The sequence below is a fragment of the Nostoc sp. genome (genome assembly GCF_036917775.1).
Lineage (GTDB): Bacteria > Cyanobacteriota > Cyanobacteriia > Cyanobacteriales > Nostocaceae > Nostoc.
The window spans coordinates 20,521-37,728 of the sequence record NZ_JBALEQ010000115.1 but is presented as its reverse complement, the minus strand read 5'-3'; the positions used below and the strand labels follow the sequence as shown (position 1 = coordinate 37,728).

The 17,208-nt window shown below is 41.9% G+C and carries 14 protein-coding genes; 9 read left to right on the top strand and 5 right to left on the bottom strand.

Translation table 11 applies throughout. From position 1 onward, the window contains the following. Positions 1–22 precede the first annotated feature (22 nt). Positions 23–1,405, bottom strand: coding sequence for a cytochrome P450 (locus V7K69_RS23850; RefSeq protein ID WP_335038892.1), 1,383 nt, complete (start codon positions 1,403–1,405; stop codon positions 23–25). Positions 1,406–1,613: 208 nt separating this feature from the next. On the opposite strand from V7K69_RS23850, the gene V7K69_RS23845 reads away from it, so the two are divergent. Further along, a complete protein-coding gene (locus V7K69_RS23845) occupies positions 1,614–2,246 on the top strand; it encodes a ParA family protein (RefSeq protein ID WP_012409272.1) in 633 nt (210 codons plus the stop codon). Between the two features lie 2 nt (positions 2,247–2,248). After that, positions 2,249–2,869 carry a hypothetical protein gene (locus tag V7K69_RS23840; protein WP_335038890.1) on the top strand — a complete coding sequence of 207 codons (621 nt, stop codon included), beginning with the start codon at positions 2,249–2,251 and terminating at the stop codon, positions 2,867–2,869. A 77-nt stretch (positions 2,870–2,946) separates the two neighbouring features. Here the strand turns inward: V7K69_RS23840 and V7K69_RS23835 are convergent, their stop codons facing one another. Further along, positions 2,947–3,834, bottom strand: a complete 888-nt coding sequence (locus V7K69_RS23835) for an alpha/beta fold hydrolase (protein WP_335038888.1) — start codon at positions 3,832–3,834, stop codon at positions 2,947–2,949. A 269-nt stretch (positions 3,835–4,103) separates the two neighbouring features. On the opposite strand from V7K69_RS23835, the gene V7K69_RS23830 reads away from it, so the two are divergent. The 5 genes from V7K69_RS23830 to V7K69_RS23810 all read left to right on the top strand — a co-directional run bounded on the left by V7K69_RS23830 (position 4,104) and on the right by V7K69_RS23810 (position 9,300). Continuing rightward, positions 4,104–4,415 carry a BMC domain-containing protein gene (locus tag V7K69_RS23830; RefSeq protein ID WP_069069150.1) on the top strand — a complete coding sequence of 104 codons (312 nt, stop codon included), beginning with the start codon at positions 4,104–4,106 and terminating at the stop codon, positions 4,413–4,415. Between the two features lie 84 nt (positions 4,416–4,499). Further along, positions 4,500–4,847 carry a carbon dioxide-concentrating mechanism protein CcmK gene (locus V7K69_RS23825; protein WP_069069149.1) on the top strand — a complete coding sequence of 116 codons (348 nt, stop codon included), beginning with the start codon at positions 4,500–4,502 and terminating at the stop codon, positions 4,845–4,847. A gap of 842 nt (positions 4,848–5,689) precedes the next feature. After that, positions 5,690–6,880, top strand: a complete 1,191-nt coding sequence (locus V7K69_RS23820) for a HetZ-related protein 2 (protein ID WP_335038886.1) — start codon at positions 5,690–5,692, stop codon at positions 6,878–6,880. A 318-nt stretch (positions 6,881–7,198) separates the two neighbouring features. Further along, a complete protein-coding gene (locus tag V7K69_RS23815) occupies positions 7,199–8,416 on the top strand; it encodes a pilus assembly protein PilB (RefSeq protein WP_335038884.1) in 1,218 nt (405 codons plus the stop codon). Positions 8,417–8,616: 200 nt separating this feature from the next. After that, positions 8,617–9,300 (top strand): Crp/Fnr family transcriptional regulator, encoded by a 684-nt coding sequence (locus V7K69_RS23810; RefSeq protein ID WP_335038882.1) that lies wholly within the window; start codon positions 8,617–8,619, stop codon positions 9,298–9,300. Between the two features lie 69 nt (positions 9,301–9,369). Here V7K69_RS23810 and V7K69_RS23805 read toward each other — a convergent pair whose 3' ends face one another. From V7K69_RS23805 to petH, 3 genes are all read right to left on the bottom strand, one after another. Beyond that, positions 9,370–10,149 carry a Uma2 family endonuclease gene (locus V7K69_RS23805; RefSeq protein ID WP_335038880.1) on the bottom strand — a complete coding sequence of 260 codons (780 nt, stop codon included), beginning with the start codon at positions 10,147–10,149 and terminating at the stop codon, positions 9,370–9,372. Positions 10,150–10,281: 132 nt separating this feature from the next. Further along, the gene (locus V7K69_RS23800; RefSeq protein WP_335038966.1) at positions 10,282–11,568 is read right to left on the bottom strand and encodes a homoserine dehydrogenase; all 1,287 of its coding nucleotides are present in this window, start codon (positions 11,566–11,568) and stop codon (positions 10,282–10,284) included. 259 nt (positions 11,569–11,827) lie between these two features. Further along, positions 11,828–13,141, bottom strand: a complete 1,314-nt coding sequence (gene petH / locus V7K69_RS23795; RefSeq protein ID WP_335038878.1) for a ferredoxin--NADP reductase — start codon at positions 13,139–13,141, stop codon at positions 11,828–11,830. A gap of 1,222 nt (positions 13,142–14,363) precedes the next feature. Between petH and V7K69_RS23790 the strand changes: the two genes are divergently transcribed. Beyond that, the gene (locus tag V7K69_RS23790) at positions 14,364–15,368 is read left to right on the top strand and encodes a phosphoribulokinase (protein ID WP_181932234.1); all 1,005 of its coding nucleotides are present in this window, start codon (positions 14,364–14,366) and stop codon (positions 15,366–15,368) included. Between the two features lie 348 nt (positions 15,369–15,716). Further along, positions 15,717–16,991: a methionine adenosyltransferase gene (metK, locus tag V7K69_RS23785; protein WP_335038875.1), complete on the top strand. Its 1,275-nt coding sequence runs from the start codon at positions 15,717–15,719 to the stop codon at positions 16,989–16,991. The last annotated feature ends 217 nt before the right edge of the window (positions 16,992–17,208 follow it).

Here is a 17,208-nt window from a genome sequence, read left to right as displayed (position 1 = left end):
TTAAAATGCCCACCCTACTTACCTAAACTAAAGCTGGCGTATTTGCAGGCTTGACTTGAGGTGTAGCAACCATCCGCATTCCGGCCGGTGTAGCGACAGTTAATCCACGGCGTACAGGACGCACAGGACGTTTATTAACTAGCGATACTTGAAAGTCAGATAGAACAGTTGCTAAGACAATTTTCATTTCATACTGGGCAAATGCCATCCCAATACAGCGACGATTACCGCCACCAAAGGGTAAATATTCATAAGATGAATATTGTCTTTCTAAAAAGCGTTCTGGTTTAAACTGCTTGGATTGTGGATAAACTTCTTCTCGATGATGCGCTAAATAAATACTGGGGATTATTACCGTTCCCTCTCGCAGTTCGTAGCCCATAATTTTAATTGGGGTTTTCACAATCCGGGGGAAAGCAGTCATAACAATTGGGTAAATTCGTAGTGTTTCTTGGCAAACTGCTGTCAAATAGGGCAATTTACCTACACTACTCAAATCGTCGTTAATTCCAATAGTGTTGAGTTCCTTTAGCAATTTCTCACGCACCTCTGGTAAACGATCAATCCAGTAAAAAGCCCATGTCAATGAAGAAGCAGTAGTTTCATGTCCCGCTACTAGCAGTGTCATTAACTCGTCGTGTAATTCTTCATCTGACATCCCTTGACCATCGTCGTAACGAGCCGCCATCATCAAACTTAGGATATCTTGGCGATTTTGATCTGCTTGGGCGCGACGTTCTCGAAGTAAAGCATAAATCAGTCGATCAATTTTTTGCCGTTGTTGCAGAACCCAACCCCACGGACTCCACGCACCGAAATCTTTCTGCATGAACTGGAAAAAGAAGGCGCTGGACATTATGGGCGAACTTATAAAGTCTAGTAAGTCACTTAGCGATCGCCTTAGTTCTTCAAAAAGCTCTCCCTCATTCAAACCAAAGACAACCCGTAAGATAACACGCAAAGTAATTTCTTGCATCGACTCACGGATCTTAAAAGGCTTGCCAATTTGCCATTCATGGCTCACCTGTTGGGTTATTTTCCGAATATCTTCACCATAAGCCCGCATCCTTTCGCCATGAAAGGGGGGAGCTAATAGTTGCCGTTGCCGTTGGTGGCGATCGCCATCTGATAACATAAAGGAGCGATCGCCAAGTAAAAATCTGAGTCCTGTGTTCCCCCTCCCAACCTCAAAATGCCTCGAATCAGCAGTAAAAATCTGCTCAAGTGCTTGGGGTTGACTAAAATACACAAGATGGTTATCAGAGCTAGTACTCCTAATGGTGAAAGTGTCACCATAGGTTTTGGCAAAATCATCGACATATTTCACTGGCTGACTAATAAACTTGATCATCCGCAACCAGCGCGGCATTTGAGGCCCATCAGGCAGATTGTAAGTTGCTGTCATAGGAGTTTGTAGATTTGATGGCTTCTAAATTTTATTGTTACGACTTTTCATGTTACTTCGGGTTACAGAAAGCGGTATATTCATGATTGGGGACTAGAGACTGGAGACTGAGAACTGAAAAGAGAATAATAAAAACTCTTGTACAGACGCGATTCATCGCGTCTCTATTCCTAACTCAGCACTCAAGAGGCAACATCGGAAGCAAGCAGTGCCAAAAATCATCGCTATTCTCAACGGTAAAGGAGGAGTCGGCAAAACGACTACCGCAGTCAATCTGGCTGCAAACTTTGCAAAGAAAAAAAAGGTGTTGCTGATTGATGCAGATATTCAAGGTTCTGCCAGTTGGTGGTTTGGGCGCAGTCAGCAAGGAATGGGATTTGATTTATCTCAAGAAACAGATCCCAAGCTTTTAAGTGATTTAGGAAAGATAACAGGTTACGATTTAGTAGTGGTGGATACGCCTCCCGCGCTGCGCTCTGAAGCATTAGTGGCGGTAGTTGCGATCGCAGATTATCTAGTTTTGCCTACACCCCCATCCGCAATGGATTTAGCTATCCTCGTGGAAACTGTCAAGGAAGCCGTCATCCCCGTGGGAACCCCCCATCGGGTACTGCTTACTAAAGTCGATACGCGCAGCATTGGGGAAGCGTTAGAAGCAAAAAACACTCTCACTAGATTAGGTATTCCTGCTTTTAATACCTTTATCCGTGCTTATAAGGCTCATGAACGAGCGGCGCTTGAGGGTGTAGCGATCGCTCAATGGCGAGGAAGTAATGCACGAGAGGCGGAGTTAGACTACCGTCGTGCAGCTGATGAATTACAGCGTGATTGGAGAAAATAATAATGGCTAGGAAACAAAGTCTCTCTGACTTACTACAAGAAGAGGCACAAAAATTTACACCCCCAGAAGGTGAATCTGCGATCGAAGTTACAGCACAAGCAATTACCGAAGAACAGGCTTCATCTGATGAAGAATCCTCAGCACAAACACCTGAGCCAAATTCTACTAAGCGCACAAGCCCAACTAAAGCTGATTTAGAAGCAACTGTTAAAGAGTTGACAAGTAATTTAGAAGCAAGCCACCAAAAGGAATCATCTCTAGGGCAAGAAATTGCTGATTTGCAATCAAAATTATCTAAACAACAAACATTAGCATCGGAACACAAAGTATTAGCACAACAGGTAACAAAAGAACTTGAAGAAACCAAAAAAACAGCACTGCAACTTGCAGAAGCAAATTCCAAACTTATAGAAGAAATTAATGCTTTAAAACAAACAGCAGAAGATAATTCTAAAAAACTTGTTGTCAAAGAAAGTACTGCTATCAAACCAGTCAAAGACCATTACAATCCACTTAACTACAAAAAATCACATCGTTCATCGGAAACGTTAGCTCAAAATCAACCACAAAATCAACCAGATCAGTATCCTGATAGTTCTAATGAAATGTGGTTACTTGACTAGAGTTGATATCAGTTCTTTGTAAAACAAGGGGCTTAAGCTCCTTGTTCCAAAACCCCACAGGTAAATAACAAACTGCTTTAAACTCGAAAGTTTAAAATATGCTGCGCGGTGATTTGTGGTTGTTCCAAGTGCGGGAGATGACCACAATCTTGAATCCAGATGAGATTGCTGTGTGGAATTGCACTTTTAAACTTTGTGGCATCTTTAGTACCTAAAATTTTATCAGAATCGCCCCACAAAATTAGTGTTGGTTGCACAATTTTTGATAAGATATCAAATCTAAAAGCATTGTAACCACCACTTTTAGTAAAAGCAATCAAAGCTTGATTCCAACTGGGCATTTGTAGATGTAATGCACCACAACATAAAGCATCGACAGAAGCAAGAGTTTGATTTTTATATCCAATGCGAGAAACGCGATCGCGCACCTTTAGATTACTCAAAAATTGAGTTGCGAAATAATCCAATGGGGGAAACATAAATTTACTTAACGGTGAACCCCCAGCCAACCCCGCACTATCAATTAACACCAGCTTTTTTACGACTTCCGGGTAAGTCAACGTAAAATCAATCGCCGTCGCACCCCCCATCGAAGCGCCCACTAAAATTACAGGTTGGTTAATTAAGCTTTTCCAAAAATAATAAAGATGGGTTTTAATCGCAGTTGGGCTATAAGCAATTCCTGAGAGTCTATCTGTAAACCCAAAACCCAACAAATCCACAGCCCACGTTTCATTATCTCTAGAAAGTAGTGGTAAAAGCCGCCGAAATTCTAATACAGAACTGTCAAAGCCGTGAATTAATAAAATAGGAGTTCCACCACTCCCTTGCTTGACATAAGTTGTGGTAACTGCTTGATTAATTAAAGGAGTAGCGATCGCAGCAGTTTGAATACTCTCTGCTAGTGCGATCGAGGCAGATTCTGTCAATTGCCCAACAGATGTCGGAAGAAAATTCGGAAACATAAATTTCAGTTTATCGTATTAGCTTGCTTTGGCGCATCGCTAATTTTGTTGTTTAACAAAATTCCCCAAACTAATCTGCTCAAGTATTATTTGTAATACATAAAACATAGTTTAGTGGCTAATCAAAATATTTTAACTCCTGTACAGACACAGATTAATCGCGTCTCTCTTAATTCCCACCACCAAAGAAAATTTTGCAAAATGTCAAAATTGGGACTAAAGCCACGTACAATTGATATCGCCTATCCCTTATTCCAGGAGCTAATGCCATGCCAATGGCGGTTGGCGTAATTGAAACTTTAGGTTTTCCTAGTGTTTTAGCCGCAGCAGATGCAATGGTCAAAGCTGCCGCAGTCACGATTGTGTATTATGGTCAAGCCGAAAGCGCTCGTTTGTTAGTCGCCGTCCGGGGACACGTTTCTGAAGTCAATAGAGCTGTTGAAGCCGGAATCGTCGCTGGAGAGCAAGTCAAGGTTGGTACAGTAATTACCTACTACGTTGTTCCTAATCCCCCGGAAAATGTGGAAACCATATTGCCAATCCATTTCACCGAAGAATCAGAACCTTTCCGTATGTTCTAAGCAATTTTGCTATCAAAATCTGTAGCGAAGCTTCGTACAATTAACTCGTAGTCCCATATCGTTTATTCATACAGGAGATTAATAATGTCATTACAGGCAGTTGGAGCACTTGAAACGAAAGGTTTTCCTGCGGTGCTAGCAGCAGCAGATGCAATGGTAAAAGCTGGTCGAGTTACCCTTGTTGGTTATATCAGAGTAGGTAGCGCTCGTTTTACAGTTAATATTCGGGGCGATGTTTCTGAAGTAAAAGCTGCTATGGCTGCTGGTGTTGAAGCCGCAGAAAATGTTTTTGGCGGTACACTCGAATCCTGGGTAATTATTGCTCGTCCTCATGAAAACGTTGAAGCTGTTCTGCCAATTGGTTATACAGAACAAGTCCAAGGGTATCGAGAATCTGTAGAAAATCCGATTGTTAGATCGAACAATCGATAGATTCAACCCTCTGCGGGGAAATTCAAAACGAAGAATCCCCCACAAATGAATTTTTTGAGATATCTATTGTAAGGCTTCTGAACATTAAAGCTTTTGAGGATTGCATTCTTTCTGTTTTCAGATTTTGCATAAGTTGAATTTTTAAGCAGAGGGAAAGCAAAAATCAGAGTCAATAGTCAAAATCAATATTGACTGTTGACTATTCATTTTTACTAATTTAAATGTTTTATATAACGCCTTACTAAATATCCTTTTAAAGACTAATTTACGTATATACATCTAGATAAAATAAAAATATATTAAGAAATTTAACTTAATACTATTCAGTTAAAGTTCATTCCTCCTCCCTAATTTCCCCTAGAAAGGACGGAATTAAGCTCATTTTAAGAGGGTCGGAGGGATCTTATAGGGCAAAATCTTATGGACACCAAGCGTATTAAGATTTAACTAAGTATTTTTCTACGTGGGGATTTGTAGAGGGTTGAAACTTATACAGGTGAAATAACGTCATGACATTGAGTTAAATTAGATTCGTCCCTTCTATCTGTTACAAAATATCAGATATCCCCGATCCATCTCGTGCAAAGGTGTATCCCCACTACTCTAGGCAGATTTCTGTTCTCATTTAACAAACATAACTTTACAAAATTAAATTCACATACTTGCTCTAAATGCTTCATTTACAAGGGTTTTGGGTATTTTGGAATTGAAAGGAAACATCAATGTAGAAATTTCTGCATAATTCTAGTGAATTAAGACGTAATAAGAGTAGAAACACTTAGCTTTATTCATGAAACTCATGAAATCTGGGGCAGCTGCCAGTTAACAATTAGGTGGGATAAATGGGGGTTGTGATGCAAACTTCAAAATTGAGTTTCGAGGAATGCAATCTCAGTATGACAACAGATATGGAAAAACTGGCTTTAGATTGGCAAAAACGCTTGGCTGCTGAATGTCCTCCAGAGCAGAATGAAGCTGCGAGGCAAAGTATTATTCTCTGGCTATTTGGATCTGACTCAAAACGCTTTGATCTGTTGAACCCAAAGGAACTTGAGATTGCCAAACAAGCGATGGAATATCGCTGGAGGATTTTACGTCAACGTTATTTGGGGTTTGGGCGAGAACGTGCTTATCGCAACTTGATAACGCGACTAGGAAGTTTAGTGACATTACGGAATAAGATTCAGACTTGGGTTTCCCTCAGCCGCGATCGCCAACGCAGTGTGATGGATGTATTGCAAGAAGTACTCCAAGAATTACTGCAAACCGATGCCTATATGCAGCAACAAATGGCTGATCTTGCCAAATATACAAGCGATAGGCGATTGGCAGATGCTCTGCTATTTGCCAGTGTAGAAGAATATTGTCTGCGGCCAGTACGCAATCAACCCCTATTAGCTTATCGGTTTGTAAATTACTTGCGTCGCACTCAGCGCGGTGGCTTAACCCAAGTGCCGGGTCGTGACATGATTAGACTGGTGTCAGAAGAAGTCCTCACCGACGACAGTGACAATCGAGTTAACTTAGTAGATAGTCAGGCGATCGCAGAATATCAAGAAACACAACAACTAGAAGAACAACAGGCCCTACGTCAGTCTGTCCAAAAAGAATTTGAAAATTATTTACAAGAAAATCTGGGAAAAGACGCAGTAGAATGGCTACGACTGTATCTACAAGGTAAGTCCCAAGAAGAGATCGCCCAAAAACTGGATAAGCAGACTAAAGAAGTCTACCGACTGCGAGAAAAAATTAGTTACCATGCTGTGCGTGTTTTTGCCCTCAAAGGTAAACCAGAGCTAGTAGACAGCTGGCTCTCAATTTCCTTACAAGAACATAATTTAGGCTTAACGCAAAACCAATGGCAACAACTTGATCAAAAATTAACTCCTCTGGGGCGGCAAATTCTAGATTTGCGGAAAGCAGGTAACTCAATAGAAGCAATAGCTCAACAGTTAAAGCTCAAAACCCATCAAGTATTAGGCGAATGGACAAAAATTTATCTTGCAGCCCAAGCTTTAAGAACCCAAGAGTAGCCAATTCTAGGGGTGAAAGACAAGGCAAATGGGGAGTGGCGAAGTGGAGGAGTAGGGATTAGGGAGAGCAGGAGAGGTAGGGAGAGAATTCGTAACTCTTAACTCTTCACGGGCTAAACGCCCCGCTATCGCTAACGGAACTGTTTTGCCCAATGCCCACTTCTCAGTATTATCCCCAGTCTCTCATCTAAAATTCATCTTTTACTTACGTCTATTTAAGTATATATAATTGAAATTTTAACAATCAAACAAAGTATCTTTATTAACTACCTACTCAATTAGAGGCAAAATATAAATAAACACCACGCAATCAAACCTATGTTGTCTTCCGAGGGCGGACTCAATGATACCGCAGCAAATGCACAGCAAATCCTAACTGCCAGTCAAACTAGATGGGAGGAAGGAGGGGAACGCGAGCAAATGTTCCAACTGATTGATAATCTTTTATCCTTTGAAGCTTGCCTCTACCATCAGATTTTGCCCTTGGGATTAGAAGACAAAAACCTCTTGCTAGGTATGGTTTATCCCCAAGACAGTGAGGCACTAGATTATGTTGGTCGCATTTTGTCTTATATCAATTGCACGATGGTGATTGAGGCGATCGCAAGTGACTCTCACCGCAGAATATTATCAGCCTACCTCAACCACAAGAATACATCTCAGCCAGATGCAAAACTTGTGTATGAGTCCACAGAGGACTTTCCCCAACACAATGCTGACAAACCTATTCCCTCCCTAAATGCCGACTCAGAATCAAATCAGCACCCACTATTGATGGCGTTTCAGACACAAAAGCGTCAACATTCTGGACAGCGTGTAGACTTGCCTCCTATCCCAGAGCTAGATCAATCATCTCAAACTCCAAGGAGTCAAGAGGACGAGACATCCGTTACAGTAGCAAACAATCTACCTATTTTGCCTACACAAGTTCCTGAATTACTTACTCCCATTGAGTTGCTGCCAACACTACCACCCAAAAAATTACTAGAGGAATTACTAGGGCGAATTATGGGTGGGGGAATAGGTCGGCTGTATTTAGAAAGACAAGCTTACGAAGGCAGAATACTGTGGAGTGATAATGGAATATTGCAGTCTGTATTAGACAAGCTGCCGCTCTATGTTTTCCAAGGAGTACTGAATGAATTAAAGCGGTTTGCCTCCCTACCTTTGATCACGCTTGCAGAACCAAAACAGGTAGAGAAGGAATACGTATATCAAAAAAACCGCTTGTTATTACGCTTACGAGTTATGCCGGGAACCTACGGTGAAGAGGCAACACTCCAAGTCTTGCGGGGAGCAGCATTAAAATTCTATCAACAACAACAATTGATGCGTCTAGGACGTGATGCTTTGGGAATTTCTCAGCAACTAAGTTTCAAATTACATGAACTACAAGAACGGCTTTTGTTGAATCCTAGCCTTGATTCTCAGCAATCAGAGGCTTTAGCGACACTGAATCAATTAGTGAAAAATTTAGACCAACAGATCAAAATATTGGCAATACATAGCAATCCACCAACAAACAGCAAATTATAGGTCTGTCAGTGAAAGCGCTGATTTCGATCCCTTACATAATTGTTATGTTGTAATCGGACTTTAGACTGATCAACCTTATAAGGTTTATCTCAAGTAAATACAAATTTTGCGATCGTACTCTGAGTAAGATTACGATTTAAACAAACTTATAGTATCAAAGTTAGTTTCCCGTTCTTGAATCCATTTGTTGCAAATATTTCATGCTAACTGAGGTTTTTAGTGAACTTTTCCCCTTGATGAGTACAGCCAACCCACAAACCTTAGAATGGCTGCTCAACGTTGCAATTGAACATGAATACCCATCGGGACGAGCCGTTGTGATGGAAGATGCCTGGGGTAATGCCGTTTACTTCGTGGTTTCTGGTTGGGTCAAAGTCCGGCGTACTGTCGGGGACGATTCAGTAGCTTTGGCAATTTTTGGTCGTGGCGATTTTTTTGGAGAAATGGCAATTTTAGATGAATCTCCACGCTCAACCGATGTCATTGCCCTTTCACCCGTGAAGTTGCTTAGTATCTCTAGAGAGCGTTTTATTCAAATATTGTTTAAAGACCCGCAGTTACATCACCGGATGCTGCAACTGATGGTGCGGCGATTGCGGCAAATTAACCAGCGATTACAAATGCGGTCTTCACCACCAGCAGTCAAACTCGCTCATACCCTAGTAACTTTAGGTGAAAGTTTTGGTCAGGAATCAGACTTAGGAAGAGAAATTTTTAACATTCCTTTTAAAGATTTAGCAGAGGTGACAGAAATCGGTGTTGAAGAAACCACCAAAATCATGGAAAAGCTGCATGAAAAAGGGTGGATCAAAATTGATAGCGCCAATAACACTACTTATCTTGTGAATTTCAAGCAGTTGATAAACTTGGCTGGCAAAGTGTGATTACTTTATCCGAGATAATCCATCATAGGTAGGGCTAGTACACGATTGCCCAAGCTACGTTCTTTATACTTAAAACTCTGGTTCAACACCGAGCGATCGCAATTGAGCAGTTAATCGATCTGCTCTTTGGCGCTCTAACTCTGCTCTTTGGCTTTCTAACTCTGCTCTTTGGCTTTCTAATTCCGCTCTTTGGCTTTCCTGTTCTGCTCTTTCCTCACCACTCAATAACAAATTACCTTGCAAATCCCACCAGCGCAGCCAGGGTAATTCCGCATTCTGATAAACTCCTTGCCAAATACCTAATTCAACTCCCAAAGGCGCAATAGGATAATGTCCCCGCTCATTTGCTGGTAACAGTTGATATTGCCCTTCAATAATGTGGTACATTTCCACACTGGCTTTATTCACTTCATAAATGCCGTAAAAAGCCGGATGAATTACCTGCTCATAAATCCAAAATTTTCTCTTCCAAGGAGTTTTGTCTCGCTCCTCGCTACCATCCCCAGAGACAAATTCCAATACAATCAACGGAGCAATGTGTTCTTGCCAAAGCACATAAGAGCGGCGCATTTGCCCATTCAGCGTAGGCGGCACATTCGGGACATAGAACCAATCAGGAGCTTCTGCACCTCGTTCAGGTGGGTCAGTAATCCGCCAGTAGATACCACTATCTTGACCGATGCAATATTGCCCATCAGGATGGCGTTTTTGCAATACTGGTTTAATGGACTCTGTTATTAGAATGCTTTGAGGATGTTCCTGGAAGTTTTTCACGAAAGTGCCGTCAGACTCTGGAAGTTGAGTGTGGTCTGGAAGTGTAATACTAGTAGCTGGATTAGTTGCAGTCATAGGGCTACCCTCGCGTTCAACGCGCCAGTTTGTTATTTAGTCTAGCTTCCGTAGGCGCAAAAAGAAATCTGAAAAAACTAAGTGTTCTAGCTTGGAGAACCCTTAATGGCGATCGCTCACTAAACGATACTTTCAAAGTACACGCAGTAAGCTGGGAATGCTTTCAATCGCTGACAAATCCCGGATTTCTGCCAAAGCTTGCCTAAAATTGCCTTCCCGGACATCATGGGTAACAACTACAATCTCTGCGAGTTCCCCTTGAAAGCCAGTTTGGACAATTGACTCTAAGCTAACGCCATAGTTACCAAAGCAAGTCCCCAATTTCCCGATAACTCCCGGTTGGTCATTGGTAAGGAAACGAGCATAAAACCGAGTTGTCAGTTCTGCCATCGGCGCAATTTCGCAGTATTCCTGATGCCGACAAGTTAATAACGGATTTGCAACTGCTGTATTGGTTTTGAGGACAGCAACTAAATTTAAGATATCTGATGTCACAGCACTGGCGGTTGCACCAGCACCAGCACCGGGGCCAAAAAACATTACTTGCCCGATGGGTTCTCCTTCGACGAGAATGGCATTGTAAACGCCGTTGATGCTAGCCAAAGGATGAGCTTGAGGCACTAAGGTAGGATGAACTCTGACGGAAAGTGGTGATGAGGGAGTATCACGTTTAGCGATCGCTAACAGTTTAATCACAAATCCCAATTTTTCGGCGTAGGCAATATCTGTTTTGCTCACTTGCCGAATGCCTTCGGTATAAACATCTTGTAGGTTGATGCGTCCACCAAAGCTTAATGATGCGAGGATGGCAATTTTATCTGCTGCGTCTAAGCCATCAACATCGGCTGTCGGGTCAGCCTCAGCATAACCCAAACGTTGGGCATCAGCTAAGACATCGCTGAAGTTGCTGCCTTCTGTTTGCATCCGCGTCAGGATGTAGTTAGTTGTACCGTTCACAATGCCTGTGACAGTGTGAATGCGGTTAACACTCAAAGACTGCTTTAGGGGTTGAATCACCGGAATCCCGCCACCCACAGCAGCTTCTAGCATGACGTATACGCCAGCTTGATTAGCAGTTGTGAAAATTTCTGCCCCAAAGCGAGCGATCACTGCTTTGTTGGCGGTGACTACGTGCTTACCATTACTCAAAGCTTTGAGAATTAGCGATCGCGCCGGCTCTAGTCCGCCCATCACCTCGATAACTATATCTACCGCCGGATCGTTGACAATTGATTCTAAATCTGTAGTTAAGACTTCTGTAGATAATTCTACAGCCCGATGTTTATCGAGCGATCGTACTCCTACCCGATAGATTTCTATCTCTTGTAACAACGGGTGCCGTCCAGCTTTATCTTGCAACAACTGCACTGTCCCCGTTCCTACAGTGCCTAATCCGAGTATTCCTAGTTTCACACCCACAATTTTTGCACCCAATTTATTCTTTAAGTGCTGAGTGCTGAGTGCTGAGTGCTGAGTAGTTATCAGTACTTAGTACTTGACCACGCAGAACTGAGAACTCTTTCTTCAGCTATTTACAATATTCATAACAAAACAATTGTAGGTAGAGCGTTTGCCCTACCTACTGATTATCCTGCTTCCTTTGTCATTTGTCCTTTGTCCTTCGTCCTTTGTCTAAAACTAATGACTAATGACCAATGACCAATGACTAATGACTAAATTAGTAAGTTTCTACGTGCCAGCGACCGCCTTTCTTGAGTTGCTTCTGGTAATCACTCCAGGTTACGCCTTCCTTAGCAGCAGCAGCAGTTAAGGCTGCATCAATACCTTCTTCCATACCGCGCAAACCGCAAATGTAGGTGTGGGTTTTTTCATTTTTAATCAACTGCCACAATTCATCAGCATGTTCTGCTACGCGGTCTTGAATATACATTCTACCGCCTTGGGGATTTTTCTGTTCGCGGCTAATGGCAGCAGTGAGGCGGAAGTTATCAGGATATTTTTGTTGAATTTCTTCCAGTTCTTCCTTATATAAAAGGTTTGGAGTTGTTGGTACGCCAAATATTAGCCAAGAGAATCCTTTAAATTGGTATTCTGGGTTAGCGGCTCTTTCCGCATCTTTAAACTGTCGCCACAGATAAGCCCGCATAGGAGCAATACCTGTTCCAGTTGCCATCATAATGACGTTAGCTTCAGGATCTTGGGGTAACAACATTTCCTTACCCACAGGCCCTGTAATTTTTACCTCGGCCCCTGGTTCCAAGAAACACAGGTGTGTAGAGCAAACACCGTAGACTGTTTCGCCAGTTTCTGGGTGCTTGTACTCCAACTGGCGGACGCACAGTGATACTGTCTTATCATCTACATCATCGCCATGACGAGTTGAGGCGATGGAATATAGTCTCAGTTTCTCCGGTTTACCGTTTTTGTCTAATCCTGGTGGAATAATCCCAATACTTTGACCTTCTATATACTTCAAATTACTGTCAGATAGGTCAAATTTAAGATGTTGAACAATACCAATACCACCTTCTTTGACTAGCGGTTCATTAGATATTACCTTGCCAATAAACGGAGCATTGGGACGGTAAGTGTTAACAGGAACGTCACCGTGGTCTTTTTTGGCTTTCGCTTGAGTCATGGTGTTGCCTTTATTGTCCTTGTTCTGTTCTTCAGCGCTATGAGCATTTACAGGTGTGGCTTTACCATTCCCTTCACTGTTAGCAGTTTCCCCAGATTTAGCTAATTCGCTGACAACGCTTGTAGCATTCCCAAATGAGGATTTACCATTAACTGGCTCTAGAGCAGTTATAGGCTGGATGCTAACAATTGTGCCGCCTAGACGAGTGATACGTCGCATTTCTTGATTCATGCGGTTGTAAGGCACTCTGATGAACACACTGCCACTTTTCCGAATTGGGTAGTTAGTTTGATCAGTTTCTTCGCTTTGACGCAAACCCACTACTTCATAAACGAAGATGCGGCTACCTAATTCTATATTGGCAGCACCCTCAACAGCACCTTGATTGTACATTCGTTCTACCACTCCGATAATTTACTTAACCGTTTTTCAAAAAAAACTATTCCTATCCCATGCCAGCTTTAGTTTACCGGATTTTCGTTTCACAAAACTGGCTCTCAAGGAAAAACGGCATCATTAAATTAATGCCTTGCTAAGTACACTCACCAAAGACATGCAGGCATAGCAAAAAACACACCTGTTCACCTTCTAAGGTAAATGATAAGTCTTGTGGAGAATGTTAATAATGAGTCAATTTAATCTTTTTTTTGTTAACTACCACCCGCATCAGCAAGATAGTTTTTTACTTAACTACCCAACGAGGAACTCACAATAGCAGATATTGATAGGATAACTAGTCTGATTGCTGGAAGCTACCATTCAGTTTACATCCAAAATTTGCCGTTGTGTTTAGTTACTTCGAGGACTTAAATCGGGGAATACCAATACCAGAAAATTTTCTTTCCATTGGTTTTCATTCACCAAATCTACTGCTGTCTCGAAACGTTGTTAGCTATATTTTATGACCTGTCTAGAGATAATTACATGACTATTACAATTTCAGCTACAAACATAACAATCGAGAGAACCGTGATTTAAGCAACTATAATCAGTTTCACTTGATGTGAAAAATCTGTCAACCTCTATTCAGTACTTTGCCATAACCCAAATGCTTGTATTTGACCATATACATAAATTTACAGCCAATAATTTGACTAATGCAAGTTCTTGGCTCATTCGTTGGGTAGATTTTTGCTTTGAATATTTTAAGTATTGTCGAGTAGGAATTACAATTTAAGAACATTAGGCTAATTCGCGGCAATATTCGTCGGCAATAATAAATTATACCTTATAGTCTTAATTATATAGAGTCATAAGTAGCAGTCTAATAAAGTTGTAATGCTGATGGGCAGTACTGATCCCCATTTTTAAATTAACAACTAAATCACCTAAAAATGATTCATGAACCACGCTAATTCTTCTTGACAGTAATCTTGTATGGGATACCCCCTTCTGTTAAAATCAAATATACCACTAGGATTAAATACTTACCGGCACCAACATTCAGGCTAGTCCGACGAGTAGCAACTTAATTACTTTGTTGCCTACCCGCTTGGTGTCTTATAGATGTGCTAGGTAGCAAGAACGCAGGATAAACCAAAGAGGTAAACTCCTGGCTTCAGAATCTGCTGTGTGAAAAAATATTGACACAATTTTAGTATTTTAGAGGGGATTTATGACAAGTAAGCCGGAACGCGTGGTACTGATTGGAGTAGCCGGAGACTCTGGGTGCGGGAAATCTACGTTTTTGCGTCGTTTGATAGATTTGTTTGGTGAAGATTTGATGACAGTCATCTGCTTAGATGATTATCACTCGTTGGATCGCAAACAGCGTAAAGAAACTGGGATAACGGCACTAGACCCCAGAGCCAACAATTTTGACCTAATGTATGAGCAAATTAAAGCGCTCAAAAGTGGTCAAGCGATTGATAAGCCGATTTACAACCACGAAACTGGCTTAATCGACCCGCCAGAGCGGGTAGAGCCGAATCACATTATAGTGGTTGAAGGACTGCATCCTTTATATGATGAGCGGGTGCGATCGCTAATCGACTTCAGTGTTTATTTTGATATTAGCGATGAAGTCAAAATCGCCTGGAAAATCCAGCGAGATATGGCTGAACGCGGTCATCGCTACGAAGATGTCTTAGCGCAAATTAATTCCCGTAAACCTGACTTTGAAAAGTTTATCGAACCACAAAGAGAATTTGCCGATGTGGTTCTCCAAGTATTACCCACCAACTTGATCAAAAACGACACCGAGCGTCGAGTCTTACGAGTACGTATGCTCCAACGAGAAGGTAAGGAAGGCTTTGATCCAACCTACCTATTTGATGAAGGCTCAACAATTAATTGGACTCCCTGTGGACGCAAGCTGACCTGTTCTTATCCTGGTATGCAATTATACTACGGTTCAGATGTTTACTATGGTCGCTATGTCTCAGTACTAGAGGTAGATGGTCAATTTGACAACTTGGAAGAAGTAATTTATATCGAAACCCATCTCAGCAATACATCCACCAAATACCAGGGTGAATTGACTCATTTGTTACTCCAGCACCGTGAGTATCCAGGTTCCAATAATGGTACTGGTTTCTTCCAAGTACTTACAGGTTTAAAAATGCGTGCTGCCTATGAGCGTTTGACAGCTACAGAAGCAAAGCTAGCGGTTCAGGTTTAAGCAGCATTACTTGTGTCAAAGTTTGTGGGGACGCTTCTGAGTGTCCCCCTTTTTTTGTGTTATTAAATACATTTCGTCCACGAAATAATTACCATAAATTTATTTTTTTTACAGATAATTACCTTATAGTGAGTGGTTTTTATCAATATCAACAAGATACTAACTACTGAAGTATAAATATTGTTATGATTTCATAAATTAATGTGAGTTCCACAGCTCCTGGGAAACTAAATTGTTTCTCTCAAGGCATAACGAATGCCGTTCGTTGGAAGCTCACGTTAAATTTAGGTAGTTGAACTGAATACCAAATTTAGTCAGCAAAAAAACTCAAGTCAGGAGGAATTTGCTTTGTCTCGTCGATATTTATTTACCTCCGAGTCAGTAACCGAAGGTCATCCAGATAAAATCTGCGATCAGATTTCTGATACAATTCTGGATGCCTTACTGACACAAGACCCCAGCAGCCGTGTCGCTGCTGAAGTAGTAGTTAACACTGGTTTGGTGCTAATCACTGGTGAAATAACCACCAAAGCAAATGTGAATTTCGTCAATCTCGCCCGCAAAAAAATTGCCGAAATTGGCTATACCAATGCTGATAATGGCTTTTCTGCTAACAGCACCAGCGTTTTGCTGGCTTTAGACGAACAATCACCCGATATTGCCCAAGGTGTTAACACCGCTCAAGAAACCCGCCAGCAAGATAGTGATGAGCTATTCGACAAAATTGGTGCAGGTGATCAAGGTATAATGTTCGGTTTTGCCAGTAACGAAACACCAGAACTGATGCCCTTACCCATCAGTCTCGCCCACCGCATTGCTCGCCGATTGGCAGCAGTTCGTAAAACAGGCGAATTGTCATACCTGCGTCCTGACGGTAAAACCCAAGTAACTGTGGTCTACGAAGATGGGCGACCAGTAGGTATTGATACTATTCTAATTTCCACCCAGCATACAGCCACTATTGGGGAAATTACGGATGAGGCGGCTGTACAAGCCAAAATTAAACAAGACCTCTGGTCGGCAGTAGTCGAACCTGTTTTTGGTGACATTGACATTAAGCCTAACGAGGAAACACGTTTTTTAGTCAATCCCACTGGCAAATTTGTCGTTGGTGGCCCTCAAGGAGACTCTGGTCTGACAGGACGGAAAATAATCGTTGACACCTACGGTGGTTATTCACGGCATGGTGGCGGCGCTTTTTCTGGCAAAGACCCCACCAAAGTAGACCGTTCGGCTGCTTATGCGGCTCGCTATGTGGCGAAAAATATTGTCGCTGCTGGGTTAGCAGAAAAAGTTGAAATCCAGCTATCTTATGCTATTGGTGTAGCGCGACCAACAAGCATTTTGGTAGATACCTTTGGCACTGGCAAAGTGGATGAAGAAACCTTACTAGAATTAATCAACCAACATTTTGAACTGCGCCCAGCAGGGATTATCCATACCTTCAACTTACGTAACTTACCAAGTGAACGAGGCGGACGTTTTTATCAGGACGTCGCGGCTTACGGTCATTTTGGGCGGGCTGATTTAGACTTGCCTTGGGAACAGACCGATAAAGCCGAATTGTTGAAGCAAGCAGCAAACGAATCTCTTTCGGCAGTAGTTGCTCAAGCTCTAACTTAGACTTATACGCGACTGCAAAAACTTAGTTTATATAAATAAGGGTATAAGCAATTTTTGAAATTGCTTATACCCTTATTTATCTTTAAATTGTCGCACGAAAGGCGGGAGTATCCCCAATACTTGTCAGTTAAGGGGGAAGGGGAAAGAAAAAACCTTTAACCTTTACCCAAAACCCAATTCCGAGTTAAAAATGCTTAATCAAGCATTATTGGGAGTA